The 12,771-nt window shown below is 63.7% G+C and carries 11 protein-coding genes and 1 tRNA gene; 7 read left to right on the top strand and 5 right to left on the bottom strand.

Annotated features, from left to right (window positions below; all coding sequences use genetic code 11):
• Nucleotides 1-8: 8 nt before the first annotated feature.
• The gene (locus tag J0J06_RS06200; protein WP_294040443.1) at nt 9-392 is read right to left on the bottom strand and encodes a DOPA 4,5-dioxygenase family protein; all 384 of its coding nucleotides are present in this window, start codon (nt 390-392) and stop codon (nt 9-11) included.
• The gene (locus J0J06_RS06195) at nt 389-1,414 is read right to left on the bottom strand and encodes an aldehyde reductase (RefSeq protein WP_294040442.1); all 1,026 of its coding nucleotides are present in this window, start codon (nt 1,412-1,414) and stop codon (nt 389-391) included. Before J0J06_RS06195 ends, J0J06_RS06200 begins: the two co-directional genes overlap by 4 nt.
• Nucleotides 1,415-1,563: 149 nt before the next feature.
• Between J0J06_RS06195 and clpP the strand changes: the two genes are divergently transcribed.
• The 4 genes from clpP to J0J06_RS06175 all read left to right on the top strand — a co-directional run bounded on the left by clpP (nt 1,564) and on the right by J0J06_RS06175 (nt 4,545).
• Nucleotides 1,564-2,238 carry an ATP-dependent Clp endopeptidase proteolytic subunit ClpP gene (gene clpP / locus J0J06_RS06190; RefSeq protein WP_294040441.1) on the top strand — a complete coding sequence of 225 codons (675 nt, stop codon included), beginning with the start codon at nt 1,564-1,566 and terminating at the stop codon, nt 2,236-2,238.
• A gap of 113 nt (nt 2,239-2,351) precedes the next feature.
• A complete protein-coding gene (gene clpX, locus J0J06_RS06185; RefSeq protein WP_294040440.1) occupies nt 2,352-3,623 on the top strand; it encodes an ATP-dependent Clp protease ATP-binding subunit ClpX in 1,272 nt (423 codons plus the stop codon).
• Nucleotides 3,624-3,724: 101 nt separating this feature from the next.
• Nucleotides 3,725-3,970 (top strand): DUF1272 domain-containing protein, encoded by a 246-nt coding sequence (locus J0J06_RS06180; RefSeq protein WP_294040439.1) that lies wholly within the window; start codon nt 3,725-3,727, stop codon nt 3,968-3,970.
• Nucleotides 3,967-4,545 carry a GNAT family N-acetyltransferase gene (locus J0J06_RS06175; protein WP_294040438.1) on the top strand — a complete coding sequence of 193 codons (579 nt, stop codon included), beginning with the start codon at nt 3,967-3,969 and terminating at the stop codon, nt 4,543-4,545. Before J0J06_RS06180 ends, J0J06_RS06175 begins: the two co-directional genes overlap by 4 nt.
• On the opposite strand, the gene J0J06_RS06170 is transcribed toward J0J06_RS06175, so the two are convergent.
• Nucleotides 4,542-5,147: an isoprenylcysteine carboxylmethyltransferase family protein gene (locus J0J06_RS06170; protein WP_294040437.1), complete on the bottom strand. Its 606-nt coding sequence runs from the start codon at nt 5,145-5,147 to the stop codon at nt 4,542-4,544. The two genes, J0J06_RS06175 and J0J06_RS06170, sit on opposite strands and share 4 nt — an antisense overlap.
• A 10-nt stretch (nt 5,148-5,157) precedes the next feature.
• On the bottom strand, nt 5,158-6,855 hold the full coding sequence (locus J0J06_RS06165) for a M1 family metallopeptidase (protein WP_294040854.1): 1,698 nt from the start codon (nt 6,853-6,855) through the stop codon (nt 5,158-5,160).
• Between the two features lie 97 nt (nt 6,856-6,952).
• Between J0J06_RS06165 and lon the strand changes: the two genes are divergently transcribed.
• From lon to J0J06_RS06150, 3 genes are all read left to right on the top strand, one after another.
• Complete coding sequence (lon, locus tag J0J06_RS06160; RefSeq protein WP_294040436.1) at nt 6,953-9,346, top strand: endopeptidase La; 2,394 nt, start codon at nt 6,953-6,955, stop codon at nt 9,344-9,346.
• 165 nt (nt 9,347-9,511) lie between these two features.
• Nucleotides 9,512-9,784 carry an HU family DNA-binding protein gene (locus J0J06_RS06155; protein WP_294040435.1) on the top strand — a complete coding sequence of 91 codons (273 nt, stop codon included), beginning with the start codon at nt 9,512-9,514 and terminating at the stop codon, nt 9,782-9,784.
• Between the two features lie 53 nt (nt 9,785-9,837).
• Nucleotides 9,838-9,912: transfer RNA gene (locus J0J06_RS06150), tRNA-Val, on the top strand.
• Nucleotides 9,913-10,143: 231 nt separating this feature from the next.
• Here J0J06_RS06150 and J0J06_RS06145 read toward each other — a convergent pair.
• The gene (locus J0J06_RS06145) at nt 10,144-12,768 is read right to left on the bottom strand and encodes a TonB-dependent receptor (protein ID WP_294040434.1); all 2,625 of its coding nucleotides are present in this window, start codon (nt 12,766-12,768) and stop codon (nt 10,144-10,146) included.
• Nucleotides 12,769-12,771: the final 3 nt, after the last annotated feature.

The raw sequence follows: 12,771 nt of genomic DNA, 5'->3' as shown, positions 1-12,771 counted from the left end.
GTATCATCTCAGAAGTCACTCTTTCCGAATCGCGCCATTCCCTGGTTCATGCCCGGCGGGTCGAGCACGCTGACGTCGAGGTCGAGCGGCTCGCCGATCCAGTGCGCCAGCGTCGTATGATCGGCCAGGTCGTCATCGGTCAGCGGGTGGATCAGCGCGCGCAGTCCGGTTTTGCCGATTTCCTCCGCCACGGCCGCGCGGGCGCTGGCCGGAAAGTGGATTTCGAACTGGGAAATGGGGTGGGGACCGACCGGGCGATCGACCATGCCGCCGACGAACAGGATCGGCGCGTCCGCCGCGATATTCTCGAACCGCGCGCGAAGTGCCTCGGCGGCGTCGCGCTCGCCAGCATCGTAATAGATATGCGCGTGCCACGGCGCGTTGTCGTTCACTTGATCAATCCCAGATCGATCAGGCTGCGCCCACTCGCCACGATCGCATCCTCGCTCGAAATGAACTCCCAGCCCAGCACCTCGCGCGCCTTGCGGTTGCTGGCGTTGGCCTTGATCCCCAGCCGGGGCACCGCTTCGCGCGCGAGCGGGTTGAAGATTGCGACGATAAGCACCAGCCAGTCGGGCAGTTCGCGCATCTTCGCCTTCGCGCCTTCCTCGCCGAGTCCCGTGTGCAGCGCTTCCGCCATGTCGTGGAACGACAACGCCTTGCCCGCGACCGCGAGGAAACGCTCGCCTCTGGCCTCCGGCGCGGTCATCGCCTTGACCTGCATGCCCGCCACGTCGCGCACGTCGACCGCCCCCAAATAGAGCCGCGGCACGCCAGGCAGCTTGCCCTCGATCATGCGCTTGACCAGTTCGACCGACGTGGAAAGGTCGCCGTTGAGCGCTGGCCCGAAAATACCCACCGGATTGACCACGGCGAGTTCCATCCCGTTGCCTTCGCGCTCGACGAAGTCCCATGCGGCACGCTCGGCGAGCGTCTTGGACTTCATGTACGGCTGGACGGCGGGGCCATCGACATTGGTCCAGTCGCGTTCGTCATACTCCTTGTCGCTCTGGCCATGGCCATAACCGATCGCGGCGAAGGACGAGGTCTGGACGACGCGCTTGACCCCGGCGTCGCGCGCGGCGCGCAGCACGCGGAGGGTGCCCTCGACCGCGGGGCGGATCAGCTCCATTTCGTCCTTGGGCTGCGCGATCGGGAAAGGGGAGGCGACATGCTGGACGTACTCGCACCCCGCGACAGCCGCCGCCCAGCCGTCATCCTTCTCCAGGTCGGCGGCAAAAAACGTCAGCTTGTCGAGATTGGTCGCGCCCCCTTTCTCCAGCGTCGCGCGCACGGCGGCTTCCTTCGGCAGGCTGCGCACCGTTGTCCGTACGGTGTGACCAGCCTCCAGCAATTGCAGGATGACGTGTCCGCCGACGAACCCCGACCCGCCCGTGACCAGAACTGTGCTCATTGTCGCTCCCCTTTTACCGGAAAGTGGGCGCGATCGGGGGATGGCGCAAGACGGCCAGCCGCCGCCGTTCACCACGTGCCCCCCTTGCGCCCCGCGAACCGAGCGCCGATGTAGGGCGTCGCAAGGGCATAAGGACCACGAGACTTCCCATGATCAATCCGTTCGAAACCGGCCAGTTCACTCCTCCGGGCTTCCAGATCGACCCCGTGACCGGCGGGCTGGTGCCGATCGTCATCGAGCAGTCGAACCGCGGCGAGCGCAGCTTCGACATCTATTCGCGGCTGCTGCGCGAGCGGATCATCTTCGTAGTTGGGCCGGTCGAGGATCACATGGCCTCGCTGATCACCGCCCAGTTGCTCTTCCTCGAGTCGGAGAACCCGAAGAAGGACATCTTCATGTACATCAACTCGCCGGGCGGCGTCGTCACGGCGGGCATGGCGATCCACGACACGATGCAATATATCCGTCCGCGCGTCGGCACGGTGTGCATCGGCCAGGCGGCATCGATGGGCAGCTTCCTGCTCGCGGCTGGTGAGCCGGGCATGCGCGTCGCGCTGACCAACGCGCGGATCATGATCCACCAGCCGTCGGGCGGCGCGCAGGGCATGGCGTCGGACATTGAGATCCAGGCCAAGGAGATCCTGCGCATCCGGCACCGGATGAACACGCTTTACTCGAAATATACCGGCCAGCCGATCGAAGTGATCGAAAAGGCGATGGATCGCGACAATTTCCTGGAGGCCGAGGAAGCCAAGGCGTTCGGGCTGGTCGACGAAGTGTTTGACAAGCGTCCTGCCCCCGCGGACGAGGCGCAGGCCGCGTAACCGGAGCCAAAAACAGAACGTCGTAAACGTCTTATTTTGGTCATTGTGGTAATTGAGAGCGTCGGGTTACACTCCCGGCGCTCAAGCCCCCGTCGGGGCGAAGGAAAGTTTGAATGACGAAACTCAGCGGCGGCGATTCGAAGAGCACGCTTTATTGCTCGTTCTGCGGCAAGTCGCAGCACGAAGTCCGTAAGCTCATCGCCGGCCCGACCGTGTTCATTTGCGACGAGTGCGTCGAACTCTGCAACGACATCATCCGCGAGGAAACGAAGTCGGCGCTGGTGTCGAAGAAGGACGGTGGCGTTCCGACGCCACAGGAAATCTGCGACGTGCTCGACGATTACGTAATCGGCCAGCGCCGCGCCAAGCGCGTGCTGTCGGTCGCGGTGCACAACCATTACAAGCGGCTCAACCACGGCGCGAAGGGCGCGGAGGTCGAACTCGCCAAGTCGAACATCCTGCTCGTCGGTCCGACCGGATGCGGCAAGACGCTGCTGGCGCAGACGCTGGCGCGCATCCTCGACGTGCCCTTCACGATGGCCGACGCGACGACACTGACCGAAGCCGGCTATGTCGGCGAGGATGTCGAGAACATCATTCTCAAGCTTCTTCAGGCGTCGGACTATAACGTCGAGCGGGCGCAGCGCGGGATCGTCTATATCGACGAAATCGACAAGATCAGCCGCAAGGCGGAGAACCCCTCGATCACGCGCGACGTGTCGGGCGAGGGTGTGCAGCAGGCGCTGCTGAAGCTGATGGAAGGCACCACCGCGAGCGTCCCGCCGCAGGGCGGCCGCAAGCACCCGCAGCAGGAATTCCTGCAGGTCGACACGACCAACATCCTGTTCATCTGCGGCGGCGCATTCAGCGGCCTCGAAAAGATCATCGCCGATCGCCAGCAGGGCAAGTCGATCGGCTTCGGCGCCTATGTCGCGACTCCCGAGGAACGCCGCACCGGCGAAGTGCTCAAGAATGTCGAGCCCGAGGATCTGCTGAAGTTCGGGCTGATACCCGAATTCGTGGGTCGTCTCCCCGTCATTGCGACGCTCGAGGACCTCGATACCGATGCGCTGGTCAAGATACTGAGCGAGCCGAAAAACGCGCTCGTCAAACAGTATCAGAAGCTGTTCGACATGGAGGAGGTGAAGCTCGGCTTCACCGACGACGCGCTGACCACGGTCGCCAAGAAGGCGATCGACCGCAAAACCGGCGCGCGCGGGCTGCGCTCGATCCTGGAGGGCATTCTGCTCGACACGATGTTCGACCTGCCGGGGATGGATGGCGTCGACGAGGTCATGATCGACAAGGACGTGGTCAACGGCACGAAGGACCCGATCCGCGTGTACGCCAAGAAGGAAAAGGCGGGCGCAGGCGACGCGGCATAGGCTGGCCCGTGCTCAGGCGAAGGCCGGAGTCCTGGGATTGGGCGTATCACTTGTTGCCAGCGCTCCGGCCTGCGCCGGAGCACGCCGGGGGGAGTTTTGAGGTGCTTGAACTTCGCCCCAATTGCGAATGCTGCGACCGCGACTTGCCGCCGGACAGCCCGGATGCGCGGATCTGTACGTTCGAATGCACCTTCTGCGCCGATTGCGCGGAAGGCGTGTTGGGCGGGGTATGTCCGAACTGCGGCGGTAATTTCGTGCCCCGGCCGATCCGCCCGAAGGCCTTCCTCGAACGGCATCCTGCATCGACCAAGCGCATCCTGAAAGCCAAGGGCTGCCAGGCGGCGTGATTCGCGAGGCGGTTCAGGACGACAGCGCCGCGATCACCGCGATGCTGGCGCGTGCCTTCGCCGACGATCCGGCGATGAGCTACATCTTTCCCGACCCGCGCGACCGGGTGAAGCGCCTGCCGCGGCTGTTCGCTCTGCTGTTCGACGCCGACGCGCCCGGGATGCGCCTCGTCACCGGCAATGCGCAGGCGGCGACCTTGTGGCAGCGGCCCGGAACCGCGCAGGCCACGACGATCGACTTGCTGCGCCAGGCGATCCCGTTGGTCGGCGCGCTCGGTTTCGCGCTTCCCCGAGCGCTCAGGGTCGGAAATGCGATCGAAGAGCACGCCCCGCCCGAGCGCCACTGGTATCTCCATATCGCCGGCGTCGATCCCGCGTTTCAGGGGAAGGGGCTGGGCGGCGCGTCGATCCGCGAAGGTCTGGCCCGCACCGCCAGCGAACGAGCGCCCGCCTATCTGGAGACGGCCACCGAGCGCAACGTCGCGCTCTATCAATCGATCGGCTTTCACGTGACGAGCGAGTGGCATGTCCCGAAGGGCGGTCCGAAATTCTGGTCGATGCTCCGCCCGGCCTAGAATAGCCCGGGTACGAAACGTTTCACTCGCGCGGCATAATCGTCATAGGCCGCCCCGAACTGGCTCCGCAGCAGGCCTTCCTCGCGCACCACGCGCATCCAGGTGCCCAGCGCGAACACCGGAATCGCGACGACTAGGTTGCGGGAATGCCCGAACGCGATCGTCATCGCGAACATGAAGAACGACATCGCGACATAGATAGGATTGCGTACCCACGCGAACGGGCCGTTCTGCACCAGCACGTGGTCGCTACGGGTTTGCGCCACCACCGCCCAATTCTTGCCCATCGCGCGCGACGACGCGTTGAACAGCCCGACCGCGCCAGCCATCAGCAGTCCCACCATGATCGCCTCGGCGATCGCCTGGCTCGACATGGGATCGAGCGTGACGCGGATTGGGCCGAAGCCGGCGATCCCGATGCCGACGCCCTGCACGACGATCCACAGCCGCGTGATCGGCGCACTTTGCGACATCGGCGCGGCCGCGGCGCGGACGACGCGGGCGCGCGCGATCAGCAACGCGATGAAGAAGCCCAGAAAGCCGACGCAAATGACCGCCAGCCCCGGCAAGCCAACGGGATCGTTTGGGAAATATCTCGACACCGCCGCCCTCCTAACTTGGCTTGCGCAGCCCTGCCTGAAAATCCTCGACCGCCTTCGACCGGCGCAGCACGCGCGCGAACGGATCGACCAGCACGCGCGCATCGGCGGGCGCGTCGATCGTCGCGCCGCCCTCCGGCATCGGCACCGTCACCAGTTTGTCGCCGATCAACACCTCGATCGGCATCGGGAAGGGCAGATTGTCCGGTGTCAGCCACACCAGGGTCAGCTTATCGCCGCTCCGCGCCTCGATCAGTTCGGGGAGCGCGGCACGGCGTAGATAGACGTCGAAGAACCAGTCGTAATCCTTGCCCGTCACCTTCTTCACGAAAGCCTGATATTCGCGGGTCGATCCGTAGCGCGGGGCAAAGTTGCCGGGCTTTGGATCGGATCGACCGTAAACCTCCAGCCGCGTCACGTCCCAGAAATCTTTGTCGCCGATCAGCCAGCGCAAGGTGTGGAGGATCCACGACCCCTTGTTGTAGATGTCTTGGCCTGGTCCGCCCTTGGAAAGCTCATAGACTTCCTCCTCCGTCACCTCGCGGTCGCGGACGATCGGCACTAGGTTCATGATGGCGTTGCGCTGCTTGTCCATCATCGTCGCGTAGCGGGCATAGCCTTCGCGCCACAGGCCGTAGGCGGGCTGCATATATTGCTCGTATCCCTCGTGCAGCCAGTAATCGTCCCAATTGGCGGCGGTGATCTGGTTGCCGAACCATTCGTGGCCGAATTCGTGCTGGAACAGCCAGTCGAACCCTTCGGGCGCCTTCTTGTAGGCGTTGCCATATGCGTTGATCGTCTGGTGCTCCATGCCGAGGTGCGGGGTTTCCACCACGCCGACCTTCTCGTCCCCGAACGGATAGGGGCCGACATTCGCCTCGTAGAAATCGAGCGTGGGCGCGAATTCGGCAAACAGCGCCTTTGCCTGCGCTTCCTCGCCCGGCAGATACCAGTAGAACATCGGGATCGTGTTGCCGAAGCGGCTCCGGTAATTACCCTCGATCACCTCGTACGGCGCGATGTTCAGCGCGATGGCGTAGGTGTTGGGGTGCTTGGCTTCCCAGTTCCAGGTCGTCCGGCCATCGGGCAGGGTATCGACTCCCTTGAACACGCCGTTGGCGGGCGCTTTCAGTCCCTTCGGGACGGTGATGTGCAGCCTGACGAGGGCGGGCTCCCCGGTCGGGAAGTCGAGGCAAGGCCAGAGAATGTCGCAACCATAACCTTCGCTGGTGCTCGCGATCCACGGGCGGCCGTCCTTGGTCTTGGACCAGACCATCCCGTCGTCCCATGGCGCCTTGACGGCAACATGGGGTGTGCCCCCGTAAGTGATCGTCGCCGTCACCTTATCGCCGGCGGCGTAGGTGCGGGGCAGGGTGATCGTCAGTCGCCCTTCGGGATTGGCGAAAGCCGAGCGCGGCAGAGCCTTGCCGTCGATCGCGACGGCGCTGGGGCCGAGGTTGCGGTCGAGATCGATGACGAGCTTGTCGATCGGCGCCTTTGCGGTGAAGGTGAGCCGCGCGACGTTCCTGACTTGCTCCACCTCGGGCAGCACCTCGAACGACAGATCGGCGAGGTCGAACCGCAACTTGGCCTGGTCCGGATCGATCGGCCCGCCCGATCGCTGAGTCTGTTCGGTGAGCGGCGGTTCGCCCTTCTTGGGCAATGTCGTCGCAGCGCCGGAGGACGCAGCGAGCAGCACGCTTATCCCCAGGAACACAGTCCCGAAACGTCGCCAGCGATTGATGGAATGCTCATCATTCCCATATAAACGGGGAAATGCGCTCGGATCGGGCGCCGTCGGAGTATTCATGACCCAATCCTTCCCCGTTTTGCCGCTGCGCGACATCGTTGTTTTTCCGCACATGATCGTGCCGCTGTTCGTCGGCCGCGACAAGTCGGTTGCGGCGCTGGAAACCGCAATGGCGGCCGATAAGGAGATTTTTCTCGTCGCGCAGCTCGATCCCGGCCAGGACGACCCCGGCCGCGATGATCTGTATGACATGGGTGTTATCGCGACGATCTTGCAGCTGCTGAAGCTGCCCGACGGCACGGTGCGGGTCTTGGTCGAGGGCAAGGCGCGTGCAACGCTGAGCGAATTGACCGGCGTCGGCGATCACCTGACCGCCGATGTCGAGCGGATCGACGAGGAACCGGCGCAGGGGGTCGAGATTGCCGCGCTGATGCGTTCCGTGGTCGATCAGTTCGAAAATTATTCGAAGCTCAACAAGAAGCTGCCCGCCGAAACCGCCGTGCAGATGAGCGAGATCGAGGAACCGTCTCGCTTGGCCGATTCGATCGCGGGCAACATCGCGATCAAGGTCGCGGACAAGCAGGCGCTGCTGGTCGAGCTCGATCAGTCGAAGCGGCTCGAGATGGTCTATGCCTTCATGGAAGGCGAGCTCGGCGTCCTGCAGGTCGAGAAGAAGATCAAGTCGCGGGTCAAGCGCCAGATGGAGAAGACCCAGCGTGAATATTACCTCAACGAGCAGTTGAAGGCGATCCAGCGCGAACTCGGCAACGAGGGCGAGGAAGGCGACGGCGATGAGATCGCCGAGCTGACTCAGAAGATCGCGACGCTCAAGCTGTCGAAGGAAGCGCGTACCAAGGCGACCGCCGAGCTCAAGAAGCTCAAGACGATGGCGCCGATGAGCGCCGAGGCGACCGTCGTGCGCAACTATCTCGACGTGCTGCTCGGGCTGCCATGGGGCAAGAAGTCGAAGCTCAAGAAGGACATTGCCGCGGCGCAAGCGGTGCTCGACGAGGACCATTATGCGCTGGAGAAGGTCAAGGATCGTATCGTGGAATATCTCGCGGTGCAGGCGCGGACCAACAAGCTGAAGGGTCCGATCCTGTGCCTCGTCGGTCCTCCGGGTGTGGGAAAGACGAGCCTGGGCAAGTCGATCGCCAAGGCGACGGGTCGCGAGTTCATCCGCCAGTCGCTGGGCGGCGTGCGCGACGAGGCCGAGATCCGTGGCCACCGGCGGACCTATATCGGTTCGCTGCCGGGCAAGATCGTGACCAACCTCAAGAAGGCGGGGACGAGCAATCCGCTGTTCCTGCTCGACGAGATCGACAAGCTGGGCCAGGATTTCCGGGGTGATCCGGCGTCGGCGCTGCTCGAAGTGCTCGACCCCGAACAGAACAACAAGTTCAACGACCATTATCTCGAAATCGACATCGACCTGTCGGACGTGATGTTCGTCACGACCGCGAACTCGCTCAACTTGCCGCAGCCGCTGCTCGACCGGATGGAGATCATCCGACTGGAAGGGTACACCGAGGACGAGAAGGTCGAGATCGCCGAGCGCCATCTGATCGCCAAGCAGATCGAGGCGCACGGCCTGAAGGACGGCGAGTTCACGCTGACCAAGGAAGGCCTGCGCGCGTTGATCCAGCGTTACACGCGCGAGGCAGGAGTCCGCACGCTCGAACGCGAGATCGCCAAGCTGATCCGCAAGGCGCTGCGCCAGATCCTGGAGGGCAAGGCGGAAAGCGTAACGATCACGCCCGAAAATCTCCACGAATATGCCGGTGTGCAGAAATACCGCCATGGCCTGTCGGAGACCGAGCACCAGATCGGTGCTGTCACCGGGCTCGCCTGGACCGAAGTCGGCGGCGAGCTGCTGACGATCGAGAGCGTGACGGTGCCGGGTAAGGGCGCGATCAAGCTGACGGGCAAGCTGGGTGACGTGATGAAGGAATCGGCCGAGACGGCGATGAGCTTCATCAAGGCGCGATCGCCGTCGTACGGCATCAAGCCCAGCCTGTTCGCGCGCAAGGACATTCACGTCCATTTGCCCGAAGGGGCGGTGCCGAAGGACGGTCCGTCGGCGGGCGTGGGCCTGGTGACGTCGATCGTCTCGACGCTGACCGGGGTTCCGGTGCGGCGCGAAGTAGCGATGACCGGTGAGGTGACGCTGCGTGGTCGCGTTCTCCCGATCGGTGGGTTGAAGGAAAAGCTGCTCGCCGCTCTGCGCGGCGGTATCGAAACGGTGCTGATCCCCAAGGAGAACGAGAAGGATCTCGCCGACATTCCGCAGAACATCCGCGACGGCCTGAAGATCGTGCCGGTCGAGCATGTCGATGAGGTGCTGCGGTTGGCGCTGACCGGTCCGCTCGAGGCGATCGACTGGACCGAGGCGGATGAACTGGCGGCGCAACCGCCCGCGCCGATCGCACCCGCGGGGGAAATGCACCACTAGGGGATGCAACCGCTGCCGAAACGATCCGCCGCAAATTCTCCCAATGGGATTGGATTTGCGGCGGAATCGGTTTGACTCGGGATAGGGCAATCGCCTTACTGCGCCGTCCGCCGGTGCGGCGAGTCTTATTACCGACATAAACTCAAAACGGGGGTTTCGAGTCCCATGAACAAGCAAGAGCTGATCGCGTCGGTTGCCGATACTGCTGGCCTCAGCAAGGGCGATGCATCGAAAGCGGTCGAAGCGGTGTTCGATGTTATCGGCGGCGCGCTCAAGAAGGGCGACGAGGTTCGCCTGGTCGGGTTCGGTACCTTTTCGGTTTCCAAGCGCAAGGCGTCGACCGGACGCAATCCGCGTACTGGCGAACCGATGACGATCAAGGCGTCGAGCCAGCCCAAGTTCAAGGCGGGCAAGGGCCTGAAGGATTCGGTCAACTAATCGACTGGACACCGTGCGCGCCGCTCTCTAAGGCGCGCTCTCCCGACGATAGCGGGCGCGTAGCTCAGCGGTAGAGCACACCCTTCACACGGGTGGGGTCACAGGTTCAATCCCTGTCGCGCCCACCATCGCGCAGATGGTGAAACGGGCTAGCGTGGCTAGTTCGCACGCCATCAAGCGCGGCCGGCGGGCTACGGCGCCGTTCGACGAAGCGGTTTCGCTGCGGCGCTACGGCCTCCAAAAATTCCAAGCGCAAAAAGGCTATGCCGTCCGGCACGGTCGCCCGCGCCTTGTGCTGCCCGTACAAAGAAAAGGGCGGCCCTTTCGAGCCGCCCTCAGTTTTCCTTGGGGAGGAGTGGTTAGAACTTCGCGCTGAGTTCGAAACCCCAGGTCCGCGGCGGGTTGAGATTGCCGTAGTCACCCAGGATGCCGCCATAGTTGGTCGAAACCAGCGTCGTGCCGTTGTAATTTAGCACCGGCGACGAGTTCGCAGCCGAGCGGCGATAGACGTAGGTCCGGTCGAACAGGTTGCGCACCCAGAACGCCAGCGTCACCTTGTTGCTGCTGGCAACCGCAATGTCGGCGAGCGCTATGCGGCCATTCACGATGAAGCTCGCGTCGGTCTTGGTCGGTTCGAGCTGGAAACTGTACTGGCTGCTCGCATAGGCCGCATCGAGGTGGAAACGGACCTTCGTGTCGCCACCGGCAACGGGCACTTCATAATCGATCGAACCCGACGCCGCGTTCTTCGGCGTGTAGACGATGTAGAGCTGCTGCGGCAGACCGCCGGTGATCGAATTGATCGCCGAAGGCGCCTTCCAGTACGTGTAGGCATAGGAGGCGTTCAGGGTCAGGCCGCGCACCGGCGCGATCGTCAGATCGGCTTCGATACCGCGGATTTTGCTCATGCCGGCATTCTGGGTTTGCTCGATATGGGCGCCGTTGGTCGGGCTGGTCGCGGCGGTGTCGAACAAGTCGAAATCGAACTGCGTATTGCTACGATCCATGATGAAGCCCGCCAGGTTCAGGCGGACGCGGCGGTTCAAGAACTCCATCTTCGCGCCGACTTCATACGACTTGACCGATTCCGGCCCGAACGCGTTGAAGCTCTGCGAACGGTCGTTGGCGCCGCCGGCCCGGAAGCCGGTCGCATATTTCGCGTAGAGATGGACATCGTCGCTGGCGTCGATCGCGATGTTGAACATCGGGTCGAAGCGGCTGATGCTGTTCGAGAAGCGGAACGGCGCCGCAACGCTGTTGACGACCGCGCTGAGCGGGTTGAGGTCGGCGCGGTTGTTCACGACGTAGAGCTGACCGCGCCGCTTATCCTTGGTCCAGCGGCCGCCGGCGGTGACGTGCAGCCAATCCAGGGCTTCCGGCGTGTAGGTCACGTTGCCGAAGATCGAATAGTTGTGATCGAACGCTTCGCTGGCGCGCGTGATGAACTGACAGCTGTTCGCGAACTGCGGAACGACCGCCGCCAGATTGTTGGCGCACGACGGGTCATACTGCTGATAGCCCGAATTCGCGCCCGTGATCGTGCCCGGTCCGGGGATCGCGCTGCGAATGGTGTAGGCCGATCCATCGGCGTTCCACAGGTTGCTCAGCGGGGTCGCGGCATATTCGGTGGCGCGCTCCGTGTAGTAATAGGCGCCCAGCACATACTGAAAGCCGCCGGTGCTGCCGACCGCCTGGAATTCCTGGCTGAACTGATGCTGGCGGAGAAACGACAGGCTGTAGCGGCTGAAGTTCGCGTTCGGCGCGTAAGTGCTGCGGTTGGCGCCGCCCGAATTGTCCCACTGGTCGGTCGATACCCCGCGCCAGGCGGTGATCGAGCGCAGTTCGAGCCAGGGGGCGGCGGTGTACTTCAGGTTCGCCGAGAAGCCGTGCGTGATGTCGACGCTGGGCTGCTGCGGAACACCGATGTCGGCAACGGTTTGGCGGCCGGTGTGAACTTTGACCAGTGGCGCCAGCGGCGCAACGCAGACGGGACGGCCAGCCGCGGCCTGCGCCGCGGTAATCGTGCCGCCGCAAGCGATCGGGGTTGCTGCGCCCGTGCCCGGCACGAACAGCGAGGTGCCGAGAACGCCGGTTTGCGGGTTGGTGTAGGTGCCGACAAGGTAGTTGTTCGGATTGTAGTTCAGCAACTGGCTGTACTGCGGCGTGTTCTCGTCCTTCGCATAGTCATAGGCGAAGTCGGCGGTGAAGCCTTCGAAGGGCTTCCAACGCGCGGCGGCGCGGCCGCCCTTGCGGTCGTAATAGTTCCAGCCGGTCGACCCGGAGAGCGGGTTCTTCACGGTCGGGTCCTGGTGCTGATAGACGCCGTCGAACTTGAACGAGAAGCCCATGAATTCGGGCAGGTTGATGTTGATGTTGGCGTTCCGGCTGCCGTAATTGCCGAGGCCGGCGGTCAGGTTGCCGCCCCATTCGCCGGTCGGCGCCTTGGTCACCAGCGACAGCGCACCGCCTTCGGTATTGCGGCCGAACAGCGTGCCCTGCGGACCCTTCAGCACCTCGATGCGCTCGATGTCGAACAACGCCGCGTTCAGGCCCTGTGTCTTACCCAGCGCGACGCCATCGATATAAACGCTGACGCCGCCGTCGCGCGCCGTCTGGTTCTGGTCGTAAGGGACGATACCCCGGATACCGATGGTCAGCGCCGACTGGCGCGCTTCGAACGTCGCGATACGCAGCGACGGTACGGTGCCGTCCGCGAGGTTGAAGAGGCTCTGGACGTGGCGGTCGGTCAGCGCCTCGGTGCTGAGCACGCTTATCGAGATCGGCGTCTTCTGGAGGTTGGTCGTTACCTTGGTCGCCGTGACGACGATGTCGGCCAGACCTTCGCCATTGTCCTGCGGGGCAGGCTGGTCCTGCGGTGCTGGGGCAGAGGCCGGCGCGGTTTGCGCGATGGCGGGCGTGGCGGTCATCGCCAGCAAAGCGCCGCCAAGCAGAAGCTGCGCGCGAAGGCGTGAAGAAAGGTTCATGAT

The sequence above is a fragment of the Sphingomonas sp. genome (assembly GCF_017304615.1).
Lineage (GTDB): Bacteria > Pseudomonadota > Alphaproteobacteria > Sphingomonadales > Sphingomonadaceae > Sphingomonas.
Note: the sequence above shows the minus strand (reverse complement) of the source record. Positions and strands in the feature narration are given on the sequence as shown.